Origin of the sequence: Candidatus Mesenet endosymbiont of Agriotes lineatus (genome assembly GCF_964019585.1) — a bacterium.
Taxonomy (GTDB): Bacteria; Pseudomonadota; Alphaproteobacteria; order Rickettsiales; family Anaplasmataceae; genus Mesenet.
This window is the reverse complement of record NZ_OZ026454.1, coordinates 1,028,740-1,054,038: the sequence shown is the minus strand read 5'-3', so window position 1 is coordinate 1,054,038 and position 25,299 is coordinate 1,028,740. Positions and strand designations below refer to the sequence as shown.

Sequence of the window (25,299 nt, the reverse complement as noted above, 5' to 3'; positions counted from 1 at the left end):
TTAGATGTACATCTTAAATTATATGTCAATTTGTGGGGTCAGATATGACAGCAGCAGGTTCAAGTATGGGTAAAGAATCACAAGATGAAACAGCAAAACAAAAGTTAGTAGAAGAAGAAATAGCATTAGAAGAAAGAAAGAAAAAATTAAACCAAGAAAAACTTTATCTAATACAAATGAACCAAAAAAGAAGGTATATTGTAGTTGGAACTTCACTTGCATTTGCGCTCATATGGGCTGGCTTTGCGGTTTTACAATCAGAGATATTAAATCTTAAAGCTGAGGAGACGTTGTATTATGGAAATGTTCTTGAAACTACTGCTTTAGTTTTTTGTATAGCATCCTTAATTTGTTCAATTGCATTAATTCATATTTATAATAAGCAAAGGAAAAAAGAGAAAGAGTTACAAGCGTTAAGTAAAGAAAATAAAGAAGAAATACAAGATAATAAGCTTGAAAAAAGCGCTGTTTATTTAGATGCTTTTGCATCTTTAGTAATAGTAATTACAGAATTAGCAGTAGTACTCAATATTTGGGGAGCCATCTCAGGCACAAACAAATCGCTTGGGCTTGAAAACGCAGCTATGAACTTTCAAGGTATATCTGACACAATATCTAATGTCATATGTTTTGGTGTTGCGCTAATGTTTTTATATATTGCAATCGATAAATATAAGTCAGGTAAAAAAGTAGGTACTGATAAGGAATTGCTTCTTAAAGAGGAAGGAGATAAAGGCACTTTTGATAAAAAGGCTTTAATGGGAGCAGGACTGATAGCTGTTGGTGGTTTATTTATGTTAATAAGGAAGGTTCTGCTATCGCTTGAGGTAACTAATTCAATAGGCTATACTGGCAATATAGGAAAAGGGTTTAAAATGGATACTTTGCCACTTGGATTAATGTTTGGGGTAATAGGTGTGGCAATATTTTTAGTGGGATTTGGGTTGAATATTAATCTCGCTGATCAAACAATAAAAAAGCAATCAGAGTTTATTAGTGGAATTCGAAATGAACCACCTCAAGCTAATAAAGCAGAAGCTACGCCAGGGATGTGTTAAGAACAACATTCTTATTGAATTATTAAGTATTTATTGTTATATTGAGCAGATAATATGTTTTTAAAGGTTTAATGTATGTCATTTGTTAGGGATCAACAAAATGTTAGATCACAGGGTGTATACTATAATGCAGGGCTAAGGAGTTATCTCGTTAAGGTTTATAACTATATGGCAATAGCTCTTGGTATTACTGGTATAGTTGCATTTTTTGTAGCTTCTTCTCAAGCTGTAATGTCAGCAGTATATGGTACTCCTTTACAGTGGCTTGTTGTGTTTTTACCAGTTATATTAGTATCTGTTATGTCCTATAAGCTTCATTCACTTAGCTTTCAATCGACAATAGCTCTGTTTATTTCTTTTTCAGCATTGGTGGGTGTGTCTTTATCCTATATATTTGTTGTTTATACGGCTGAGAGCATAGCTAGGGTGTTTTTTATAACAGCAGCAATGTTTGGTTCAATGGCGTTATATGGTAATAATACAAAACACGATTTAACAAAGCTTGGGTCGTTTTTAATGATGGGTGTTATAGGTCTTATTATTGCTTCTTTGACTAATTTGTTTTTAGGTAGTCATCCCCTTCAATTTGCTATTTCACTGATTACAGTAGTAATATTTACTCTCATGACTGCTTATGATGCACAAAGAATAAAAGATTTATATTATCAATTTAATGATGGTTCAGAAATTGCAACTAATAAATTGGCTATAATGGAAGCAACTAGCTTATATTTTAACTTCATTAATATATTCTTAAGTTTGTTAAGATTATTTGGTGATAGGAAATAGTTCTTATTTGTGTTTTGTTCTAATTCTCCTAAGGAGCACATAAAATGCTCCTTTTCCTCCATGTATTTTGGTTGCTTGTGTATAGTAGAGTATCATATGTTGTATTTCACTGCTGTTTAGCCAATTAGCAAAGTTATTTTTTATCACTCCAGTGTTTATCTGATTTCCATAACCAGTAATGATCAAAAGGCATCTACTACCTACATGGTAATGTTCTGTAATGAAATTGAGCAAAATTGAATATGCCTTATCTAGGCTATAGCCATGTAAGTCTAGTTGATCATCTAAGGCGTATTTGCCTTTAATTACTTTTATCTTTGTGTTGTGGTCGATATCGTAGGACTTTAATTTTTCTTCTTTTATAAAATCAAATTTATTATTTAAATAATAGTTAACATTATTATGTGAGTTAAAAGCTACTAATTTCTTCTTAATAGGAAGTATTTTATTATTAGTAATAGGTGTTATATTTTTTATAACAGAGCACCACAATGAAAAATCAAACTTATCATCATCTTGCATATGGAATACTATAGATTTAGTCCATCCTCTATGTTAATATCATCTTCACACAAGAGGTCTTGGTCATTGTTTAAATTATCTTCCTGATCACTTAATTCTTCATTACCAAAAAAATCTGTTTTTTCTATACCATCATTAAATTCATCTAAACTTTTTTTGTTACTACCAATAGTAGCTTCAATAGATTTTTTACACCTGTTAACTGCAAGATTAAACAGTGTATGATAGTCTAGTTTATCACTTGCTATTTCATTTAAAGCAATTGTTGTATTTTTACTTTTTGTACATGTAATTACAGGCTCAGCACCTATATTAAGACAGTGAACCCTTTGACTTGCTAAAACAACTAACTTAAAACGATTATTAATATGAGACAAGCATTTTTCAATTATAACATCAGCCATTATTTTCAGGGATAAATTAATTAGTTTGCATTATAAACTGTTTTAGTATCAATGACAACTTATAAAATATTATCTATATTAAAAATCTTTAATACTATTATTGTTTTAGTCTATATTTTTATTTATTACTAATTTTATTTCATTTGGGGTTAATTCTATTTCATAATGCAATTTAGCTAAATCTATTCCAAAATGCAATTTAGTTAAAAATGATAATAAACGTTCAAGAGAAAAGCCTTGAGTTTTGCTATGTTTTATTTGAGAAATTTTTGGTTGATCAATGTTTAAAAGTAAGGCCGCTTTTGTTTGGTTCCATCCTTCTTTTTCAATAATCTCCTTTATTTTTTGCACTAAAATCTTTTTCATACTAATTCCTTTGTTCTAAAATATTGATATGTTTATCTAACGCTTCAAATTTTTAACATATAAAGTGTACATATAAATGTACTCTATGTATATAAAAATGTATATTATATGTATAATATATATATGAGTAGTATACATAAAAATTGTATTAAACAAATATTTAATTGTATTGTTAATAATAAATTCAACTTATTTTCTACTATTATAAAGAAGAAAAATTTTTAAAACTTTAAAATAACTATTTACTAAGAAATGTTTTATATGTCTTAAAATGTTTTTCACTTATCTTTAGTATTACTGAATTAAGTTAGAGCAATTGCAATTCTGTTTGATCGATGCTAAAATTCCATTTTTGTAGGGTATCTATTTATATGGATAAGTCTTTAATTATCACGCCACTATTTATTTTTTCTATACTTTTTAGTGATTATGGACTAGCAGAGCAAGCAGTACGATCAATAGCTACTAACGATCACATTAAAGTGATGAGCTATAATCCTCAGTCAATACATGAATATATTGGTTTTTATGGATATCAATCTAGTATTCTTTTTGAAGAAGGAGAAAGTATTGGTACCATTTCAATGGGTGATTCAACTGGTTGGCAACTTAATCCTGAGAGTAATAGATTATTTATAAAGCCTATAGAAGATAATGCTGATACTAATGCAACGATTATCACTAATAAAAGAGTATATCATTTTGAACTTCATGCAGAAGAAGCAAAAGGACTAGATGATCCTAGGCTTGCCTATGAAGTTAGATTTGTTTATTCATCAAATGAGGGAAATATATCTTTAGGTGACTCAAACAAAGACGTAATTATTCCAGCTAATCAAACAGTTATCCCAGATTTAAGCGATCCTGAAGTTGTAGGACAAGGACTTAATTTTAACTACTCTGTTGCTCATAGTAGAGGTAGTCAAGCAATAGTTCCATTAAAGGTATTTGATGATGGAAAATTTACTTATTTGCAGTTCAGTAGTACTAACACTGACTTACCATCTATATTTTTAGTTGATTACGAAGGATATGAGTCATTAATAAATTTTCGCGTAGTAGATGATTACGTTATTATTGAAAGAGTTAGTGCTGTCTTTACTTTAAGACACGGAGCAGCGACTGCTTGTTTATTTAATGAACAAATGTCTCATTATTTTAAAAATGGTAGCAAAAAGTTTAGGAAAAGAGTATATTAATTTATGTAATTTCAATAATTATATAATGTCTAAGTATTATTCAAATAACAGTTCTCATTTGTTTGTCATTAATGCAGCTTTTATAGATGATGCCTATCAACGTTATTTGTTGGATGATAAATTAGTCAGTGATGATTGGAAAGTAGTTTTTTCTGGGGATTTCACTGCTGATAAAAAATCTATAATTGCTAACACGCAAAATGAAGATCCAAAATTTAACTTGCTCAATTTTTTCAGGTGTAACGGCCATCTTTATGCAGATGTTAATCCTCTTAAAGCTCAGGTGCCTTTAGCTGATATGATGGATGCTTCACAAGAGTTGATTGCTTCACTTAAAAATATTTATTGCAGAAGTATTGGATTTGAATTTATGCATATCTCTTCTTCTGAAGAGGTAGAATGGCTGCAAAATAAGATTGAAAATCAGCACTACAACTTAGATGAACATAATAGAAAGACAATACTTAAACATTTAGTGGAAACCGAAATGTTTGAGCAGTTTTTACATACCAAGTTTCCTGGATACAAACGTTTTTCTATTGAAGGCGCAGAATCGCTCATGGTTGGGCTTGAGAAAATTATAGATGATACTTTTGTTTTTAATATAAATGAGATAGTTTTAGGTATGGCTCATCGTGGACGCTTGAGCGTTTTAACAAAATTTATGGGCAAAAAATATTCTGCTATGATATCAGAGTTTAAAGGTAATCTTGCACACCATGATGCTCCTGAAGTGGCAGGTGATGTAAAATATCACCTAGGTTACTCTTGTGATAGGAAATCCGTAGGTGGAAAAAGCTTGCACCTAACATTGTGCTCCAACCCTTCCCATTTAGAAGCAGTAAATCCCATAGTTATGGGAAGAGTGAGAGCAAAGCAAGATTTGGCAAATGATAATGAAAGGTCATTAGTTCTTGGAGTTCTAATTCATGGTGATGCAGCTTTTGCTGGACAAGGAGTTGTTTTTGAAACTTTATCATTGAGTAGAATTCCTGGGTATAATATAGGTGGTATCGTACACATTATAGTTAATAATCAAATAGGTTTTACTACAAATCCCAAAGATGCACGTTCTACTTTTTATTGTTCAGATTTAGCAAAGTTTATCGAAGCACCAATTCTTCATGTTAATGGTGATGATCCAGAAGCTATGAGTTTTACTTGTTCCTTAGCTCTTGAGTATAGGCAAAAATTTAAAAAAGATATAGTTATTGATCTAGTTTGCTATCGCCGTTATGGTCATAATGAGGGTGATGAACCGGTGTTTACTCAGCCTTTAATGTATAAACTAATATCTGAGCATAAAACTACTGCAAAATTATATGCTCAAAAACTGATTGAACAAAAAATTGTAGATGAAGAAGAATACAATAACTTGCGCGATAGTTTTTCTGCTATTCTAGATGAGAATTTAAGAAATTCAATAAATTATACTCCCAGTAAAGCTGATTGGTTTTTTGGTAACTGGTCAAGTTTTCGTAGACCCAAAATTGGTGATTTTACTGATTATCTGACTGATACTGGAGTTGCGATAGAAAAGTTAAAGGAAATAGGAGAGAAAATCAATAGCAATGTTCCCAGTACGTTTAGTATTAACAGTAAGATAAAAAAGATACTTGCCAGTAGATTTGCAGCTATAGATTCTGGTTGTAACATTGATTGGGGAACAGCTGAAGCTTTAGCATTTGGATCGCTTTTATCTGAGAATATTAGAGTACGTTTATCAGGTCAGGACAGTGGTAGAGGAACATTTTCTCATCGTCATGCTAAGCTTATAGACCAAGTTACAGAAAAAGTGTTTGTGTCTTTAAATAATATAGATGAAAAACAAGCATATTTTGAAGTAATAGACAGTCCATTATCAGAATATGCAGTTATGGGTTTTGAGTATGGTTATAGTTTGGACTGTCCTAATACTCTTGTTCTATGGGAAGGACAATTTGGTGATTTTGCCAATGGTGCCCAAATTATTATTGATCAGTTTATTTCATCTGCTGAAACAAAATGGCTTCGCTCTAGTGGTTTGGTTTTACTTTTACCCCATGGTTATGAAGGACAAGGTCCTGAGCATAGCTCAGCAAGAATAGAGAGGTTCTTGCAATTATGTGCAGAAGATAATATGCAGGTTGTAAACTGTTCTACGCCAGCCAATTATTTTTATGCTTTGCGTAGGCAAATACATAGAGACTTCCGTAAGCCTCTTATAGTGTTTACACCAAAATCGCTCTTGCGTCATAAAAGAGCAGTTTCTAATTTATCTGATTTTAAGGGAAGCTTTAAACCAGTCATTACGGAAATAAGTGCAGATTTAGTGGAAAATGCAAAAATACGGAAGCTTTTAATATGTAGTGGAAAATTGTATTATGATTTAATAGAAACGCGTGAATCTAAAGAAATAGATGACATAGCTATTGTACGTCTTGAGCAATTTTACCCTTTTCCAGCTGAGCAACTTGTTTGCGAACTGAAGAAATACCAAAACGCAGAAGTAGCATGGTGTCAGGAAGAACCGTACAATATGGGAGCTTGGTTTTTTGTAAATCATTTAATAGAGGATGAGTTATCAAAGCTAGGTAATCATAAAGCAAAGCGTCCTAAATGCATAGCAAGACCTGCATCTTCATCTCCTGCTTGTGGTTACTTGAGCATTCATAATAAGGAGCAGGAAGCGATAATCTCAGCTGCTTTAGATATAAGTAAATAAAAATTTGCTATTGAAAATAATTTAGAGCTTTTCGTTCAAAAAGGGTATAATATAAAATTAACTATGTTATTAATTACGTGTTAAATAAAAAAAACTGTCCTATCACTCAAGAGTTTATAGAAAGTGGAGCAATTTTAGAAGGGCATTTTATTTTATCTTCTGGGCTTCATAGTAGTGTTTATGTACAATGTGCTAAACTCTTTGAAAGGCCAAGTCGAGCTGATAAAGTCTGTAAAATGTTAGTTGATAAAATACATGCTACTATCAGTAATTTGGATAAGATAGATCTGATTTTATCACCAGCAATAGGTGGAATAGTAGTAGGGTATGAGATAGGAAGGCAACTTAGAATTAATTCTATTTTTTGTGAACGAGTTGATGGCAAATTTGTTTTGCGTCGTGGTTTTGAAATACAAAAAGGAAATAAAATATTGATAGTAGAGGATGTCATAACCACTGGTAAGTCTTCTTTAGAAACTGCAGAATGTGCAAAGAAATATGAAGGAGAAGTTATAGCAGAAGCTGCTTTAGTCAGCAGAAGTAGTGAAACTTGTTTGCCTTTTCCAGTTATTTCATTACTTAACCTAAATATACAAAACTACACTGATGGTAACATTCCTGAAGAATTAAAGCAGATCCCACCTGTAGAACATGGAAGTGGACATTATTTATCTAAAAATGCAACATAAACTGCAATTAAAGGCTACTCTAACACTCCTTTTTATTGTTAGATCAAATCCATTAATTACGATGTCTCTCATTATTTAAAGAAGCTAGTTACGCTGCTTCTATATCTGTTCTAGCTTCATTACTATTTCTTTTTTGACAGTAACAATATGCTAAAATAAATGCAAAAAGAATTATCAAGCCAGGTATGACTATTCTAACGATGTCAAAGATTATTGTTCATTACTGTTTGGCTTGCAAGGTATAAGATCACTATATTCAGTACTTGAGTTAACAAGGGATTTTATGTACTAAGCTAAAAGAAAAAAATGAATAGATTTGTGATTACAGAAGAGATGTGAAAAAAGCCAAAACCAAAATTTAGAATTTGGATTTTAAGAACAGGAGCACCATCGGCCATATTCATATGGAAAAGTGTTTATAATCGGTATTATAATTTGGCTAAAAAAGATTCTAGAAAAAAAGATACGAATGGAATATCCACTATAGCATAGTAGCGGTGGGAAAAATGGAATTGTACTAAAATTCATATAAAAGTTGATGCATTTGATTAAAAAATCAGTGGTAACAAATTAAGTTTAATTAATTGATTATGTGAATATTTAATTGCAGATATAGGGTATGACAGTTTAGAGAAATACTTAAAAAGTCAGGAATTTATACCAAATAGAAAAAATAGAAAACATCCATATGAATGCGATTTTACGAAAATTGTAGTTCAATAAAATGAAACAATTCAGAGAACAAGATATTGTAAAACTATTCTAATGTTTATTTAACGCTAGTAGCTATTTTTTATTGGTTTAGGGACACTGCCTAGTATTAGTGACTGCGCTCACTTAGTGTACTACATACACATAGTGGTATTTTAATAAAAAGTATATTGATTTAGGCATATTTAGGTGTAAACTTTGATAAATTAATGGTTTTATATTAGAATAATGTTTATTAGCTGCAGTAATAATTAATCTATTTTATTAATAAAATAGTAACTTTTTTGTATAATCATTAATATTAACTATATTTACAAATAATTATGTCTACTCAACCTAATTTTAAAGATGTTATAGATTCTAATAATCCTAAAACAGTAAAGAATTTCCTAGATAGCAAGCAATTTTGGGTTAATGTTGGCGATATATCGGAAGTATTGCAGTATTGTTTAAAAGAGAAGAAGGATGTTAAGATTTTAGAGCTAATATTCAATAGATTTAAAGGTGAAGTAAAAAATAAAACAATAAGTAAAAATGGTAACTCGATTTTATTCTTAGCACTCGATACCGGTAAAGACTACTTTGAGGTTTTTAAAAATTATGAAAATGTCAATTGGTCTGTACTTGATAAAAATGGTAACAACCTATTGCATCATGCACTTTCTTTAAAAGATGTTTCTGAGGAGTCACTAGATTTTCTATATGAAAAATTAGGTGGTCATGCATGTCTTTTTAAGATCAATGATAATAGTGAAAATGCTTTGCATTGTGCTACAAGCTTAAAGAATTTTAAGTGGTGTTTAGAAAAATGTAAAACTGATAAGATAAAATCACTTTTACATAATGTCAATAATATTGGAGAAACTCCTGTAGTTAAATTGCTAAAAGATAAGGATTTGTTGAGTGATAAAGCGTTATTTGGGGAAATTATAAACATTCTTAAAGATAAGAAGTATGATTTCTTAAAAACAGATAATAATGAGCAAAATGCTATAAGCCTTGCTATTCAAAATAACTATTATGATGTATCGCTATATCCTTTTTTATCTGATAACCCTCATGAGGAAGAAAGAACTGAAATAGCTTTTTCTGCTATTGAACATGGTAAAGACAATCTTCTAAAATCGTTAGGAATAAAAGACAAAGGTGATTTTATTGTCAAAAATCATGAAGAGCTTATTAAAAAATGTCCTGAAAGATTCGCTGATTTTGTTAAAAATGATGAAAAAATTTTGCCTGATTATATTAAATTGTGCGGAACTAAAAACAGTAATCTTGTAAATGATGAGTTGCTTAATCTATTCAGTAAAATGATGTATTTAGCAATAGATTATGCAGATGATAAACTTGCCGATCAATGCCTTAACCAATATAAACTAGTTAAATACTATTTATCATTTGCTGAATTAGAGAAAAAAAAGAGAGTACCTGATTTACTTGAAAGACAAAATAGCGCAGGCAACACACCTTTAGATTATGCATATAAAAATAATCCAGAGATATTTGCAAAATTAGCTGCAAAATCATCTCAATTAAAGATAGATGTTTCATTTAGAGGTGGTAGCAGTCGAGAATCTCATCAGATTAGTCAAAAAGAGGAGATTTCTGCTAATATTGTAAATTTATTCACATCAGTTGGTAGTCGTGGGTGGTATGATACTGGTGGAATTTTAGCCTCTTTGGCTGATTTAGTAATAAAAAAAAGTGATGATTCTCCTACGATATTTGTTCAACCTGGTACTGATGATCAGCAACGAGCGCTATCTGATGAATTGAGGAAAGTGTCTAAGTGTGATAAGAATGTTATATATATCAGACGCAGTCCTATTAATGAAAAAGGAGAAAGTAGTGCACATTGGGTTGTTTTCTACTTTTTTGAAAATGAGGAAGGAAGACGTAATCTATTAGTAGTTGATCCTTATGGAGCCAATGAGCCTTCTGTAGTTATTAATGAGGCCGTAAAAGGAATTGTAGATGGTGCAGTATATGTTTCTACTATCAAAATTCAACGTGATGATAACTCTTGTGGTTCTATCTCTTCTGAGGTTGCTAGGGCTATATACTCTCAAAAGGAAAAGCTTCAAGGATTATTAGAAGGTAATAATCAAAAAATTGATATTGAGCAGATTTTACCTATTGGTCTAATAAATGATGCTAAAGAGAGTGGAAGGATTAATTATGGACGGGGATTTGAAAATTTTAATTGTTCAAAAATAAGAAATGCTCATGTACAAACTGTACAAGCTATAGATGAAGCAATAATTGATAAAATTGATACAATTCCTTCTCAAACTTTAATAAACAAGGTTCTTGCAGGAAAAGAAAATTCTCTAGATGAGCAAATTGTTACTATCGGTTATAATTCAATCAATAATATTTTTAATCTATGTCAAGATAATAATGAGGAAAAAAAGAAGGTTGTATCTATATTAGTAAATAAAAATGTAACAGATGCAACTCTTGATCAAGAGATTGCTTTCTTGCTATCACAAGATAAAACTAAAGTTAATGTAAAACAAATCGATGATCTTGAGCAAACATTAGGTGAGGAGCAGTTTAAGCCTATAAGAGAAAGATTAGATGCTCAAATTCAGCAACCTCAACCGCTACAATTAAATGGTAAACAGAAGGAAAAAATAAAACAAATAAGGGAAAAATTCAAATCAGAATTAACAAATCCACAAAAATATAAGATTGATAACTCATCGTTGTACAAATTTTTGTGTTCTGTACCAGTAGGTGATATAGGGAAGTTTTTAGATTCAAAGCGGATTACAAAGGAGAGTGGAGATTTATGTAAGGCAGTATTTACTGCAGCAAGGAATGGTGATTTCTCTAGGTTAGAGGCTTTTATTAATTATGATAATGGTATTATATATGAAACAGACGTAAGTGGTAAGAGCTTATTGGAGGCTGCTGCTGAAAATTTTCATTCTGAAGTTGTTCGGTATATTATTCATAAACATAATGAAATTTATAAAGATAAAAATGGTAAAATAGCAGGTGAAGTACCGTCTGAGTTTTTAGGTTTTGTAGATAATATAAATAACAGGAAAGATCCGTGGGCTAAAGATTTAGCAAGAGAGTTAAAGAGGATATTACGCAAGAAAGATTTCAATGAATCAGATGGATTAAAAATAGATTTAGTCTTTAGTTCTTACATCAACAATAAAGAGCAAGAAAAAGAAGTAAAAAACTTTAACATAAATGACTATGGTAATTTATCATTCTATGCTGATATTATTAACTCTGGCAGTGAGGAAAAGTTTAAAGCTGCTTTGGAGAAGATAGATCCTAAGCTTTTAAATGGTAATGGTCACAATATAATAACTTTAACTGCAGCTTTAGATACACCGGATCATTGGAAAGAAATAGAAAAAGCTTACAGCAAAGTAGAAGGACGCACTGCTATTTCGGCATCATTAGATGATATGTCTTCTATTGGTAGCCCAATTCAGGCTGCAATTATTGCTGATAATTTACCAATGTATAACCATTTTCTTGATTTAAAAGATGGCTTTATAGTTAATAAGCAATATGGGATAGAGAAAAATAATGTATTACACACAATTTTGCAGTCAAACAAAGTAGAATTGCTAAATGATATACTCTTTAAATTTAAAGATAATAAAAAATCACTTGTTAAGGCTCTACTGCAGGTTAATAAAGATAATAAAAGTCCATTGGATTTAGCTTTAGAAAAAGGTCGTCATTATGGCTTTTTTGAAAAAGCTCTAGATGTTATTGCAAATCATAACAAAGAAACTATAAGGAATTTGTTGATTGCAAATGATTGTAGACTGATCAAATCAGCAGCTTCATTTGGTAATGAAAGAGTTATTGAGAGAGTATTCAATTTACAAGATGAATATAATGAAAAGATTAAGAACAAAGAAGATCAGTTAAATTTATTAAATTACAATAATCGCTATGATAAAGAAAATAGGTTAGAGAAATCTGAGTTATTGAATCTTGCGTGCGGGCATAATAATGTACACACAGCGAATCATATACTTGAATTACTAAAAGAAAAGAACAAGGTATCAAGTAAAGTCTTAATGAATGCTTTAACAGCCTCAATTTCCAAAGATTCTAACAATAAAGAAATATTTGATTTTTTGCTTGGTCAAGTAATAGACTTCAAAACCTTTAGTGGAAGATTTACAACCCCTATACATAAAGCTGCAAAGTGTGGTAATACTTATGCTTTGAAGTACTTCATTAATAAATTTCCTAAAAATAATATACTAAATCTCCAAAATGAAGATGGTAAAACACCACTACATTTAGCAATAAGTAATGGTAATAGGAAGGTAGTAGAACTTTTAATAGAAAATGGAGCTGATTTTGATAAACCGGATAATAAAGGTATCACTTCTTTTAAGCTTGCTTTGGAGAATAGCAGGTTTGCTGATATGTGTATTGATCTTCTAAAATATAATCCAGAAGCAACTATGCCTCTTCATAGGGCAATTCTATCTGGTAATAATAAGCTAATAGAAAAACTGATAGATCAAAGCCATTGGGTGCTTGAGCAATATAGCAGCAGTAGCGCAATCATAAATCATGATTTTGTAAGTGAAGAAACGGCACTTAAATTTGCGTTAAGAAATGGAATTAGCAGAGATTTAACAGCAAAGATAGCAGATAAATCGATTAAGAGCTTTAATAAGTTAGATGAAAAATCGCAAAAAACTCTCTTAAAACTGGGATTTTTAAATGATGTAGTAAAAAGTAGTATTTATGAAGCAGGATCAAAAGAAGCTGGTGAAATTAGTAAGTTTATAAGGTCACAAGTAGGAAAAGATAGATCTCTTCTTTCTATAGTGAGTCAAGGCACTACTTTGCTCCATGATATAATTAATAGTAATAATTTAGATTTCTTTCTAGAAATAGAAAATGACATAGAATCTGAAGTAATTACTAAAAAATCTGATGAGCTAGAAGAAACTGCTCTTCATGTAGCAGTAAGAAGTGGTAATACGAACATAGTTAAAACCGTACTAGACAAAATAGGTGATGAAGAAAACACAAAACTTGTTGTTAATGAATATGATGCTAAAGGTTATACACCATTTCAAACGGCTGCTAAATTAGGTCATCAGAAAATATATGACTTACTTAAGGAAGAAGGTGGATATTTAAAATCTAAAACCAAAGCTGGTGATAGTATAGCACATTTATTAATTTTAAGTGCTATGAAAGATTCTACTGATGACGATTATGAATACCAAAAGCTGCTGAAGAATCATCCTAAACTAATTGAAGATGTTAATAACGAAGGAAGTGGTTTGCTCGCTACTGCAGCAAAATGTACAGATCAAAACGAAGCTCCTAAAATTATAAAGCAACTTTTGGAAAATGAGTTTAAACATAAAAAGGGTCAATTCACAGAAGAAGATGCAGTAAAACTCCTGTCTAATGCAATTTTATCCAATAATTTTGATGCTATAAAAGGGATGGTCTTTGATAACACAAAAGGAAAAATTGCTAATAAAATTGCCAATGCAATTGCTGGAGATGGTACTGGTACAACGTTTAAAACTAGAGCTCGTAGAACTATTGCAAATACTATTACTTCAAATTCACAGGAGTATATTAATAATATAAGTAAAACAAAAGTCTTATCACAATCTATAAAAGAGGTTTTATCAGACACTGAGGAAAAGAAGCAAAGCCTATTACAAAATGCGTTTAATTTTCTGCATATAAAAGCACAGAAAGGTTCATCTGGTAAGATAGATGTAAATACATTGCTTAATTTTCTTGTGAAAGATCAAGGTTCTTATGCAAATTCCAAATTTTTTTTAGTTGAAGAAGAAGTAAAGGTAAGTAGTGCCAGGAAGAATGTTTTTGTACAGCAAGAGGAATTAAATCGGAAATTTGATACTTTTTTAAAACAAAGGTCAGAATATCCATCATGGCAGAAAGAAATAAATTATTACAGAGATAGGAGAAATACGCTAGAAGCTTGTGAAGCAATTATCCAGAATATTGACACTAATAGCTCAGTCTCCGATATTGAAAAGGCAGCTTATAAGTATTACTGTGAGTATTGCTCTCAACATTATCTTAAAAATGACTCTAAATTTAAAGAAGATGATATAGAAGAAGGTGCTAGAATGAAGATAGGCTCTGTACTAGAAGAGAATCCCTTTATTAATTTTGGCTCATATATTCAGCAGCTTAAAGGATCACAGTCAGAAGAAGATAAAAATAAAATAGTAGATGCAGAATTTAACCACCTGGCTTCTTGTTACAGTTCATATAATAGAAAAATAGCAGAATTAGATAAAAAAATTAAGGGTTATAAATTTGATGCAAATAATTTACTTGAGGCGAGAATATCACAAGACGTATTCTATACAAACTGTAAAGACTTAGATGGCAAATCAATTGCTGATCGTGTTTTTACTAGCAATGAGTTGCCTTTTATAAGGGGAATCATTTTAGAGAACGAAAATTTATGGGATCCTAGATTTGTCGACAGTGAAGGAAACACTTTGCTGCATAAATTAGCACAAATAGCTGAAAAAGATAATACACTTATCGGTTACATTCAGCCTTTGATTGATCAAGGTTTTTCTCTAATTAAGAAAAATAAAGAAGGTAAATCAGTAAAAGATATTCTTAAAGATGTTAATGTTAATAATGAGATTAAACAAACAGTAGATAACTTAGCAAAAACTGAAGAGCAAATTCATGAACATTTTGAAAAAGGATTAGATTCTCTATTAGACAGTGGTTCAGTTGATGATTTGGCAAAGATTATCCATAATAATGAAAAAGGTTATAAAAAATACTATGGAACACTCTTTAATCCGTTTCATAGTGTTGTTTCTTCATGCTTTAATGGTGATTTGTCAAATGATTATCTTTTTGATAAGAAGTCTAAGTGCTTTAAAGAACTGTTAAAAAGCAACGATTTAAGATCAGCATCAGATAAAACTGATGAAAAAAGGTGTAATTTTTTGCATAGAGCTATAGAGGAAGCTGCTGCTAATTATGGTGGAAGCGATACTAATAAAATGCTAGAGCGCATTTTACTTGATGTTGCTCGTGGATTAAATGGCAGTAGAAATTTTAAGTTGTGTAATGAGCTGTTTTTTAAGCAAAGAAATAGTAATGGTGATAATGTTGTAGAGGCTCTGTCAAAAGTTGAGGGTGGTTTAAACATATTTAAAAAGCTAGAAAAAGAATTTGGTAAAAATACTTTTACCGATGAATGTGATTTAAACTTAATTTTAGTAAACGCTGCTAGTAGCAAAAACAGTGATTTATTTGAACATGTCATCGAAAAATATGCATTAAATAGATTTAGAGCTCCAAGTGAGGAAAGGCAATCTCCACTTCATGCTGCGGTGATAAGTGGTGACCGAAAAACGGTATTAACTGTGTTAAAATCTGGTGCTAATATTAATCAAGTTAATAGCAGTGGTAGAACTGCTATGCATGAACTATTAATTTTCTTGCGTGATAACCAAGGTAGCCAAGAGCATATAGATTTAGTTCATTATTTGACATCACGTGGTGCTTTTTTTGGCCGCTATAAGGAGGAGGAAGAAAATAAAGAAAGAGGTGAGATAAGTGAAGTAATAGAATCTATAGAAGGAGAGATTCAGGAGAAGATTTTATTTACTATTGCGAGTGGTAGGTCAGATTTCTATGGTATGAAGCATAAGTTATTAAATGAAGCAAGCAATTTTATCAAGTTAAAGAATAAAGATAGTCCTTTAGAGTTGGACTTAGATATAAGTGGTAGCGTTGTTTTTGCTAAAATAAAGAATGGAACGTTTAAGAGTAGTCAATTTTTAAATAGTGATGTCTGTAAATCAAATCACTTAACTACCAGCTACTTTGATATAGATGGATGTAAAGGTTATGTTCAAAAGTCTATGGGTGGTAAGAGAAATTATGTAATCTTTGAAGATGGTATAAGCGAAGAAAGTAGTAAAAAGGTGCATCACCCGACAAAAATTAAAGTGTGGTTATCCAGAGAACAAAGTATAACAGTGCTTGTAAGTGCTTATGGAACTATAGAACCTGCTGAAACTAGCCATAAAATAATGAGGGTAGAGGTTAAAGATAATCTTTCAGAATATAAGGATAGAAAAGAAGAATTTAAAAGAGATCACTCTAAGTACAAGGATTATATAGAAAAATTGTGGAAGAAAGTAGATAGTCAAGATGAATATAAAAATGAAGTATATATAGGTGGTATTCCTTTAAAGGAAGCTTTAATGAGAGGGCGTTGGCGTGATCAGGGCGTACAAGAAAAGAAGCAAACTCAAAGTAAAGAGCAAGAGAGAGTTCAGAAAAGCCCCGAAAATAATACACCAAATTATTCAAGAAGGAATAGCAAAGGCGATGAGATAGGGGAAACAATTGAAGATGCTCAAATAGATCCACCAGATATCAATCAACAATTGCAATCTCAATCAAATAACGCGACAACAGCTGATGCTGATGCTGATGTGCCTAATCAAGGGTTTACAGCTGAAGCAGCAGGTAGTGAGCAAGGAAAATCTACACGATTGGGGGTAAAAAATAATCAATCAATTAGTAGGTTAGGTATGAATGATGACATTAATGACAAGTTCTCTAAAAATTTAAATGAATTAGGGCAAAGATTTAATCAAAAAAATTATGGGCTAAAGAATGTTTTATCTCAAGAGCAACGTTCCGATTCAAATAAGTTGAAAAGTGAATTAGAGCAAAGATTAGCTCGGCCAAATAAGGGGTTAAAGAAAGTAGATCCAAGCAAAATTAATCCTGCTTCGCTAGAAAGATTAATGTCAGATGGTTTATTAAGCGGTGAAGGCGAAAAAAGTAAAAATTTCTATAAAGATGTAAGTCAGGCTGTCAAAGGAATAGAAGAGGGTTTAGAAGGTATTGTGGAAGAGAGTATTCAAGCTTTAATATCAAATAAACAAGAAGTTAAAAATGTTCATCCTCAACAGGTGGAAAAATTGACTAATAAGGGGAAGAAAAATTTCTATGATGGTGTAAAAGAGGTTATAAAAGAAATAGCAGAAGGTTTGAAGGGCGTTGCAGACAAGAGTAACCAGGCTTTAAAAAAGGAAATGAAGCTTGAATTAGATATTGATCATAATGACAATACAAATGTTAATACTCCTGACTCAGGATATGGATCAGTTGTTAGTTCACCAAACCAAGAAGAAAAAGGTACTAGGGATAGTTACGAATCGGAGAAGTCAAAAATAAACGTGGAGAATGATCAATCATCTAGTGAAGAATATATGATAAAAGACAGTGGAATTGAATTGGGTGATATAAAATTTGAGATAGAGGAGCAGGAAAAAGGAGCAAAAGATAGTTGTAAATCAGAAAAACAAAAAAATAATCGTTTGTTAGGTAAATCAGAGGTATACAATCAAGCTAAACTTATAATGGTAGAGAAATATGAGCCTAAGTTAAATGAAATTCAAATGGTAATAAAGAGTCTAGTTTCTGCACAAAACACGAAAAATCATATGGGTCCTAAAGCAAGAGAAAAGTTTGATAAATTAGATACTTATTATAAAAATGAACAAAATTTAAGAACTGGAAATAAACCATCACTTCCTCCAATTTTAAGTTCAGGTAACAACAAACACGGGCATGGGAGATAATATCCAAAACATACAAAGCATTTCTTATAATACCTTGGCGTATGGTTTTTTAAATATTTCCTTTTCAGTTACATTTGAGATAATTTTTCAAAGAGGTAATTTCCATCTGCAGCGGTAATTTTAACTTCTGCAATACTCTTAATTGCAATATCATGTTCAAATTTTACAAGAGCAAAATTTTCTGCTCTGCCTATATGTTTTTGTTCAATTAAGATACTTTGTGAGGAGCCAATAAGCGATCTGTTGAATTTTTCAAGTCTGATTTTGCCTAAACTTCTTAAATAATTTGCTCTTTCTTTACGTATATGGATGGGCACCTGTGGCATTCTTTCAGCTGGTGTATTTTTTCTATTTGAATAGGGAAAAACATGAAGATAAACGACATCAATTTCTTCTAAAAGACTTACAGTGTCTTCAAACATCTGGTCACTTTCTGTTGGAAAGCCAGCGATGATATCAGCTCCAAAAGCAACGTTACTTCTACATTTTTTGATTTTCTGGCAAAATCTAATTGTTTGTTCTCTGCTATGTCTACGCTTCATTCTTTTAAGGATTAAATCATTCCCCGATTGTAGACTTAAATGTAGATGTGGCATAAGACGTAACTCTCGTGTTATAAGTTCTAGCAATTCATCATCAACCTCTGCTATATCTACTGACGATAACCTAAGCCTTTTAAGTTCTGGCACTTCTTTTAACACTCTCTTTATCATTAAACCTAAAGAAGGCTTGCCAAATAAATCTGTACCAAAATCTGTGATATCAACTCCTGTAAATACTATTTCTTGATACCCTTTTTCAAGAAATATTTTTATTTGTTTTATGATGTTACTAATTGGTACAGAGCGATTATTACCCCTTGCGTGAGTTATTGAACAAAATGTGCAGCTGTGATTACAGCCATTTTGAATTTCTATAAAAGCTCTTGCTTTATCTGCAAAACTATTGATAAGAGGAGGGCTGAGCTTACGTACATTATTTATGTCGCTGACTATAACCTTTTCACTGCTAGGTAAGTAATTTTCATAATTTAATTTATCATCATTACCAAGTACTTGAGTAACTCCAGGGATTTTAATGTAAGATGTAGGGTCAAGCTGTACAGCGCAACCAACTACTATAATTTCAGCGGCCGGGTTTTGCTTATGAATTTTACGTATCTTTTGTTTTACTTGACGCTCTGCTTCATTTGTTACAGCACAACTATGAACCACAGTGACATTATCCCTACTTGCCTTTTTTAGAGCATCCTTGATTAATTCACTTTCATAAAAGTTAAGACGGCAACCAAATGTTACTATTTCATTCATGTTAAACATATAAGTATATTAAATACTATACTTTATAAGTGCTGTATCTTCAAATAGCCTTAAAATATATAATTTATCATTAAAAGTTTTTGGATGATTCTTGTTAAAAAATTTGGTGGCACTTCCGTAGCAGATTTAAACTGTATTTTACATGTTGCTAAGCTAATAAAAGATGATGTGGATAAAGGCAAAAGTGTAATTGCAGTAGTTTCAGCTATGGCTAGTTTTACAAATGAGATGATCAGTAAAATAACTCAGCTTTCAAACCTAAGCTATAGTCAAGAAGAGTTATCAGAACGTGACGTTGTACTCTCTGCTGGTGAGCAAATTTCTTGTGGTTTTTTAACTCTTGCTCTTGAATCTTTGGGCATAAAAGCAAAGTCATGGCTTGGTTGGCAAATATCTATTAATACTGATGATGCTTACGGTAAAGCAAGGATTAAAGACATTCAAGTTGATAAACTAAAAGCATCCTTTAAGAATTATTCAGTTGCCATTGTTGCTGGATTCCAGGGAGTACATAATAACAGAATCACAACCTTAGGAAGAGGAGGGTCAGATACATCTGCGATTGCCATAGCTGCAGCTTTAGGTGCAAAAATATGTGAAATTTACACTGACGTTGATGGGATATATACTGCTGATCCAAATGTCGTTTCAAAGGCAAGAAAACTTGATAGTATTTCCTATGAAGAAATGCTCGAGATGTCGTCTCTAGGAGCTAAAGTCTTGCAAATACGCTGCGTTGAGCTGGCGATGAAATACAATATAAAAATAAATATATTGTCTACTTTTGCACAAAGTAAGGGTACACTTTTGTTAAGTAAGGAGGAAGTTGTGGAAAGAAATTTAATTACAGGAATTACGTGTGATGTACATGAAGCAAGTGTGACTTTAAAAAAGGTTCCTTTTGGGTTTTTGCCTGTTTTTGAGCTTATAGCTAAAGCTAACATCAATGTTGATATGATATCACAAAATATGAATAACGAAAAAAACGATATTACCTTTACAATACAAAGAACAGATGTAAGTCAAACTAAAAACTTGCTCAAGGAGAATAAAGATAAAATTTTATATGATAGTTTATCTATAGATGAATCTGTAGCTAAGGTCTCTATAATTGGGGTAGGGATGCTTTCACATTCTGGAGTTGCTTATCAAATGTTTAAAACTCTAAATGAGAAGGGAATTAATATTCTAGCAATTACAACGTCAGAGATAAAAATTAGTGTTCTAATCCCGGAAGATTATGCAGAACTTGCTGTCAGGGCACTGCATACCGTATATGATTTAGATTCTAGCGAATCGATTTCTTAAATTTTTACTATGGTAGTGTAAATATTAAATACATATATCGCATTATAATCTATAATTTACTTTCTTGATTTTGCTAACGATGTTAGTAAAATTTATATTCTTTAGGGGGGGTATGTTAGGTTGTGATATAGGTTTTTATTCTCGTGACTATCTAATCTCTTATTTTAAAGATAAATATAGTACCTCTATATTGCATAGTGCCATTGCTATGGGTCATAGTGATTCTAATACTGACATCAATAAACAAGTTAAAGTTTCCACTAATTTTATCTATATTAATAACCGTGAAGAAAAAAATTTGCATATTGAGATTACTAATATAGATTTAACAAAAGGAAGATCTCTAAAGAGATTTGCTAGTTTATTTAATTCTGTATTCACTCAAACGTCTTGTAGAAAGAATGATGTATTCTTATTACGTCTCTGTTCTACTAAAGGGCAAAAAAATCCATATGACTCATTAATAAGATTTTATTCAATAAAGGGGAAAATTGATAGATATTGTAGGCGTAATCATATATTACAAAGTGACGTTAAATTAACGTTAATCAACTTATGTGCATTCAACAGATTAAAATTTGATGCTAATAAGCTTGAACAATACATTCAATTTAAAAATGAGGAATTATCACGCTGCACAGAAGAAGAGTTAAATGAGCAGGCTGAAAAATTTATTAATCCACATAATTATTCGGATCATTTTAAAAATGAAGTTTTTGTATATTCAAGAGCAGCAACAACACAAGAAATAGAAAAAGGTATATACACGATAGTTAATTCGTTTATATTGATAAATCATAACACTTCTCTACAAAGATCTCAAATATCAGCTTCAACAGCAATTTTTACTTGTGCCCAATTTAAAAGGCTAAGTCACTAATATTAACATTCAGTTGTTGTGTAGAAGATTTGGATCTCTATTCCTATAATATCTACTAATTAAATTATTTTTAGCTTGTTGTTGTATTTTATAAAGGCATAATAATGTAACTATGAAAGGAATAATTGAAGTATTTGTAGGTCGTAATAGAGCAACTCTATTGCTACTGCTTATGATTTTTTTTATTGGTATTTATTCTTATGTGCAGATGCCACGTGAGACTAATCCAGATATCCAAATACCTATTATTAATGTTTCTGTAAATTTGCAAGGTATCCCTCCTGAGGATAGTGAACGCCTACTTGCAATTCCTATGGAAAATGAACTTAAGTCAATTCAAGGCATTGAGGAGATATCGTCAGTTGCAACCGATGACCGTGCATATGTTACACTTAAATTTAAAGTTGGGTTTGATAGCAAGAAAGCTTTGGAAGACGTAAGAGCAAAAATGGATAATATACGCTCAAAACTACCAAGTGAAGCAGATCACCTAGCAGCACATGAAGTAAATTTAAGCCTATTTTCGGTTATAAATGTTGGTTTAATTGGAAATTTGCCAGAGAGAACGTTAAATGAAATAACACGTAATTTAAAAAATGCAATAGAGACTCTACCCAACGTTTTGAGTGTTGAAGTTGCAGGCATACGCAAAGAAATAGTTGAGGTTATAATTAAGCCTAGCGTATTTAACAGCTATAACCTGCAGCTTGATGAAATCTTAAATGCAATAGCGCACAATAACAGATTAATTGGAGCTGGAGTACTAGAAGGTGATACTGGTAGATATTCAATAAAAATATCAGGTACATTTAAAGATGTAAAAGACATACTAAAAGTGCCACTAAGAGTGCAAGGAGATGCTGTAGTTACAGTAGCAGATGTAGCAAAAGTATATTATAAATTTGAAGATAGAAAAGGGTTTGCTCGTATAAACGGCAAGCCAGCTATTGTATTTGAAGTCTCAAAGCGTACAGGTGCAAATGTTATAGAGACTATAAATCAAGTAAAGAGTCTAATTAGTAAAGCGGAACTTCCAAAAAATTTATCTGTAGTTTATATGCAAGATCAGTCAGATAAAATCATAGATATTATCGATGACCTTGAGAACAGCATAATATTTTCTATGCTGCTTATACTTATTGTTATGATGCTGACTATGGGCACAAGGATATCTATGCTGGTTTCTTTAGCAATTCCAGGATCATTTTTGCTTGGTATTATCATACTTCATTTTATGGGAATCACGCTCAATATAGTAGTACTGTTTAGCTTAATTATGGCTGTTGGCATGCTAGTTGATGATTCAATTGTAGTGAACGAATATGCTGACAGAAAAATGATTAGTGGATTAAACCCAAGTGAGGCATTTAGGGCAGCTGCAACCGATATGTTCTGGCCTGTAACTTCTGCCACTTTAACAAAATTGGCTGTGTTTATTCCACTTTTATTTTGGCCAGGGGTAACTGGCGAATTTATGAAATATATACCCATCACTTTAATTGCAACTTTAAGTAGTTCCTTAGTTATAGCTTTAATCTTCACTCCTACTTTAGGTGCAATATTTGGCAAGCCATCCACAACTCTGCCAGAAAAAGTTGAAAAAATGAATGCCATAGAAAGTGGCAGCCTAGAAAAAACTAGCACTTTCCTCAAAGCTTACGTAAGTGTTTTAAATAAAGTCTTGAATAACCCAAAAAGATTTATTTTCATTACCATAACTGTTTTAATATCAGTAAGTATAGTTTACTTTAAATTTGGTTCAGGTGTGGAATTCTTTCCAAGTATAGAACCAGACAACGCAGTAATAAATGTTAGAGCTAAAGGTAATCTATCAGTTAAAGAACGTGATCTTATACTTAGGGAGGTTGAGGATCACATATTAGATATGAAGGATGAAATTAAGATTTTTTATGCAAGATCTGGACTATTCACATCAGAAGAAAGTTCAGATGATATGATAGCTAAAATCCAACTGGAATTTGCCAATTGGCACCTGCGTCGTAAAGCTTGTAATGTAATAGATGATATTAGAAATCGTATGCAGAACATTAAAGGAGTCGTAATTGAAGTTCAAGAAGAAAAAATGGGACCACAAGGAGATAAACCAATACAAATCAATCTAAGTTCAAAATCTTGGGCAAAAATGGAAGCAGCATTAAGTAAAATTTTAACGCTGATGCATAACTTACCAGGGTTTATCAATATTCAAGATAGTCGCGCGTCACCCGAAATTGAGTGGGATATAGATATTGACCGCAGCAAGGCTATGCTTTCTGGAACTGACATTACAGTTGTTGGTGAATTTATAAAAATGGTAACTAGTGGCGTGATAATTGGAAAGTATAGGCCAAATAATCTTGATGAAGAAATTGATATTATTGCTCGTTTTCCTAAGGAAAATCGCAACCTTAAAACTTTAGATAATTTATTTGTTAGCACAAAAGAAGGTCCATCTCCTATTAGCATTTTTACTCAGCGTAGCCCTAAAAATAAAATTAGTAGAATAAACAGAACAGATGGAATGCGCATGCTTACAGTTTCTGCTGACGTTGCTTCTGGGTATTTAGCTAGTGAGCAAATAGAATTTATTAAACTGCAAAAAGATTGGGATAAGGAAGTTATAGTTGATTTTAAAGGTGAGAGTAAAGATCAAAACGAAGCTCAAGCTTTTTTACTGAAAGCATTTATACTTGCAATAATGCTTATGATCTTAGTGCTCGTTACAGAATTTAATAGTGTTTATAACACTTTTATTGTTATGACTGCAGTATTTTTATCTACAACTTGTGTTTTTTGCAGTTTACTGCTGCTAAAGCAAGTATTTGGCATTGTAATGGGGGGTGTTGGAATTATCGCTCTTGCTGGAATTATAGTAAACAATAACATATTACTGATTGATTCTTTTGAAAATAAACTAAAACTTTATGGCGTAAAAGAAGCTATAATTAGAGCTTGTATCTCAAGAGTTAGGCCAATATTACTTACTGTAGCAACAACAGGGTTAGGTTTATTGCCTATGATCACAAAAATTAGTATTAATTTTTTTAAACGTAAAATTACGTACAATGCTCCTGCAAGCCAATGGTGGACCCATCTTTCAATTACGATAGCAAGCGGCCTAATCCTTGCTACAGCACTTACTTTATTTTTTACACCAGCATTGCTTTACTGTAAAAAATATAAAGGAGCAAGTGAATAGATGTTAATAAACAAGTAACATTATAATTAATATCTTTACTTATTATTTAAAATAAATTACTATATATTAAAGTGGCTTTTGCGTAGGAGGAGCAAATGCATAGTAAATTAGATAGGTTAGGAAATAACAAATATTTTATAGATTGGTTAAAAGAGCAGGGGTGTTCAAGTGAAATTATCAATGGAATATTAGAGTTTAATTATTTTAAAGAGTTGTAAAATAACCTGATTTGTTAACTGCATTGGTAGAGAATGGTTATGATAGCAAGGTAGTTAATATTGCATTTTGCTATGGCAATGATCAAATGTATGACGATTTTTTAAGATATAAGCCATTTATGCTCGAATTGCTAAAAAATCAGTGTCCTGCTTAAAAGTTTAAATTTACTGTATTGTATTAATGGCTATCTCTTTAGTAAGAAACTGATCAAATATGGTGAAGTGTACATTACAACCCTAAAATATTTTCCATGCTCAATTAGTTATCGGAGTGCTTTTCAATATATGGTGGATTGTGAAG

General features: G+C 31.4%; 15 protein-coding genes. 11 read left to right on the top strand and 4 right to left on the bottom strand.

Translation table 11 applies throughout. From position 1 onward, the window contains the following. The first annotated feature begins 44 nt into the window (after window positions 1-44). Together AACL19_RS04870 and AACL19_RS04865 are read left to right on the top strand one after the other, a co-directional pair. Window positions 45-1,058, top strand: a complete 1,014-nt coding sequence (locus tag AACL19_RS04870; RefSeq protein WP_339045387.1) for a hypothetical protein — start codon at window positions 45-47, stop codon at window positions 1,056-1,058. Window positions 1,059-1,133: 75 nt separating this feature from the next. Then, window positions 1,134-1,847, top strand: a complete 714-nt coding sequence (locus tag AACL19_RS04865; protein ID WP_339045386.1) for a Bax inhibitor-1/YccA family protein — start codon at window positions 1,134-1,136, stop codon at window positions 1,845-1,847. A 3-nt stretch (window positions 1,848-1,850) separates the two neighbouring features. Here AACL19_RS04865 and AACL19_RS04860 read toward each other — a convergent pair whose 3' ends face one another. The 3 genes from AACL19_RS04860 to AACL19_RS04850 form a co-directional block, all read right to left on the bottom strand. Beyond that, window positions 1,851-2,369 carry a Smr/MutS family protein gene (locus AACL19_RS04860; RefSeq protein ID WP_339045385.1) on the bottom strand — a complete coding sequence of 173 codons (519 nt, stop codon included), beginning with the start codon at window positions 2,367-2,369 and terminating at the stop codon, window positions 1,851-1,853. Window positions 2,370-2,377: 8 nt separating this feature from the next. After that, window positions 2,378-2,773, bottom strand: a complete 396-nt coding sequence (rpoZ, locus tag AACL19_RS04855) for a DNA-directed RNA polymerase subunit omega (RefSeq protein WP_339045384.1) — start codon at window positions 2,771-2,773, stop codon at window positions 2,378-2,380. Between the two features lie 105 nt (window positions 2,774-2,878). Further along, window positions 2,879-3,139 (bottom strand): helix-turn-helix domain-containing protein, encoded by a 261-nt coding sequence (locus AACL19_RS04850; RefSeq protein ID WP_339045383.1) that lies wholly within the window; start codon window positions 3,137-3,139, stop codon window positions 2,879-2,881. A gap of 386 nt (window positions 3,140-3,525) precedes the next feature. Here AACL19_RS04850 and AACL19_RS04845 point away from each other — a divergent pair, with 386 nt between their 5' ends. The 4 genes from AACL19_RS04845 (at window position 3,526) to AACL19_RS04830 (ending at window position 18,074) form a co-directional block, all read left to right on the top strand. Continuing rightward, entirely contained in the window at window positions 3,526-4,338 is an 813-nt protein-coding gene (locus AACL19_RS04845; RefSeq protein WP_410519882.1) for a TrbG/VirB9 family P-type conjugative transfer protein, read from the top strand. 25 nt (window positions 4,339-4,363) lie between these two features. Continuing rightward, complete coding sequence (locus AACL19_RS04840) at window positions 4,364-7,042, top strand: 2-oxoglutarate dehydrogenase E1 component (RefSeq protein ID WP_339045381.1); 2,679 nt, start codon at window positions 4,364-4,366, stop codon at window positions 7,040-7,042. Between the two features lie 77 nt (window positions 7,043-7,119). Further along, on the top strand, window positions 7,120-7,731 hold the full coding sequence (pyrE, locus tag AACL19_RS04835) for an orotate phosphoribosyltransferase (RefSeq protein ID WP_339045380.1): 612 nt from the start codon (window positions 7,120-7,122) through the stop codon (window positions 7,729-7,731). A 1,034-nt stretch (window positions 7,732-8,765) separates the two neighbouring features. Continuing rightward, the gene (locus AACL19_RS04830) at window positions 8,766-18,074 is read left to right on the top strand and encodes an ankyrin repeat domain-containing protein (RefSeq protein ID WP_339045379.1); all 9,309 of its coding nucleotides are present in this window, start codon (window positions 8,766-8,768) and stop codon (window positions 18,072-18,074) included. 68 nt (window positions 18,075-18,142) lie between these two features. Here AACL19_RS04830 and mtaB read toward each other — a convergent pair whose 3' ends face one another. Then, window positions 18,143-19,384 (bottom strand): tRNA (N(6)-L-threonylcarbamoyladenosine(37)-C(2))-methylthiotransferase MtaB, encoded by a 1,242-nt coding sequence (gene mtaB, locus AACL19_RS04825; protein ID WP_339046684.1) that lies wholly within the window; start codon window positions 19,382-19,384, stop codon window positions 18,143-18,145. A gap of 93 nt (window positions 19,385-19,477) precedes the next feature. On the opposite strand from mtaB, the gene AACL19_RS04820 reads away from it, so the two are divergent. The 5 genes from AACL19_RS04820 to AACL19_RS04800 all read left to right on the top strand — a co-directional run bounded on the left by AACL19_RS04820 (window position 19,478) and on the right by AACL19_RS04800 (window position 25,153). Continuing rightward, complete coding sequence (locus AACL19_RS04820) at window positions 19,478-20,701, top strand: aspartate kinase (protein ID WP_339045378.1); 1,224 nt, start codon at window positions 19,478-19,480, stop codon at window positions 20,699-20,701. Between the two features lie 112 nt (window positions 20,702-20,813). Continuing rightward, window positions 20,814-21,581: a hypothetical protein gene (locus AACL19_RS04815; protein WP_339045377.1), complete on the top strand. Its 768-nt coding sequence runs from the start codon at window positions 20,814-20,816 to the stop codon at window positions 21,579-21,581. A 112-nt stretch (window positions 21,582-21,693) separates the two neighbouring features. Then, complete coding sequence (locus AACL19_RS04810; protein WP_339045376.1) at window positions 21,694-24,780, top strand: efflux RND transporter permease subunit; 3,087 nt, start codon at window positions 21,694-21,696, stop codon at window positions 24,778-24,780. A 95-nt stretch (window positions 24,781-24,875) separates the two neighbouring features. Then, window positions 24,876-24,998 (top strand): hypothetical protein, encoded by a 123-nt coding sequence (locus AACL19_RS04805; RefSeq protein WP_339045375.1) that lies wholly within the window; start codon window positions 24,876-24,878, stop codon window positions 24,996-24,998. A 23-nt stretch (window positions 24,999-25,021) separates the two neighbouring features. Continuing rightward, window positions 25,022-25,153 (top strand): hypothetical protein, encoded by a 132-nt coding sequence (locus tag AACL19_RS04800; protein ID WP_339045374.1) that lies wholly within the window; start codon window positions 25,022-25,024, stop codon window positions 25,151-25,153. Window positions 25,154-25,299: the final 146 nt, after the last annotated feature.

Coding starts and splice junctions, on each gene's coding strand:
- AACL19_RS04870 (WP_339045387.1), top strand. CDS start 45: ATGACAGCAGCAGGTTCAAGTATGGGTAAAGAATCACAAGATGAAACA.
- AACL19_RS04865 (WP_339045386.1), top strand. CDS start 1,134: ATGTCATTTGTTAGGGATCAACAAAATGTTAGATCACAGGGTGTATAC.
- AACL19_RS04860 (WP_339045385.1), bottom strand. CDS start 2,369: ATGCAAGATGATGATAAGTTTGATTTTTCATTGTGGTGCTCTGTTATA.
- rpoZ (WP_339045384.1), bottom strand. CDS start 2,773: ATGGCTGATGTTATAATTGAAAAATGCTTGTCTCATATTAATAATCGT.
- AACL19_RS04850 (WP_339045383.1), bottom strand. CDS start 3,139: ATGAAAAAGATTTTAGTGCAAAAAATAAAGGAGATTATTGAAAAAGAA.
- AACL19_RS04840 (WP_339045381.1), top strand. CDS start 4,364: ATGTCTAAGTATTATTCAAATAACAGTTCTCATTTGTTTGTCATTAAT.
- AACL19_RS04830 (WP_339045379.1), top strand. CDS start 8,766: ATGTCTACTCAACCTAATTTTAAAGATGTTATAGATTCTAATAATCCT.
- mtaB (WP_339046684.1), bottom strand. CDS start 19,384: ATGAATGAAATAGTAACATTTGGTTGCCGTCTTAACTTTTATGAAAGT.
- AACL19_RS04820 (WP_339045378.1), top strand. CDS start 19,478: ATGATTCTTGTTAAAAAATTTGGTGGCACTTCCGTAGCAGATTTAAAC.
- AACL19_RS04815 (WP_339045377.1), top strand. CDS start 20,814: ATGTTAGGTTGTGATATAGGTTTTTATTCTCGTGACTATCTAATCTCT.
- AACL19_RS04810 (WP_339045376.1), top strand. CDS start 21,694: ATGAAAGGAATAATTGAAGTATTTGTAGGTCGTAATAGAGCAACTCTA.
- AACL19_RS04805 (WP_339045375.1), top strand. CDS start 24,876: ATGCATAGTAAATTAGATAGGTTAGGAAATAACAAATATTTTATAGAT.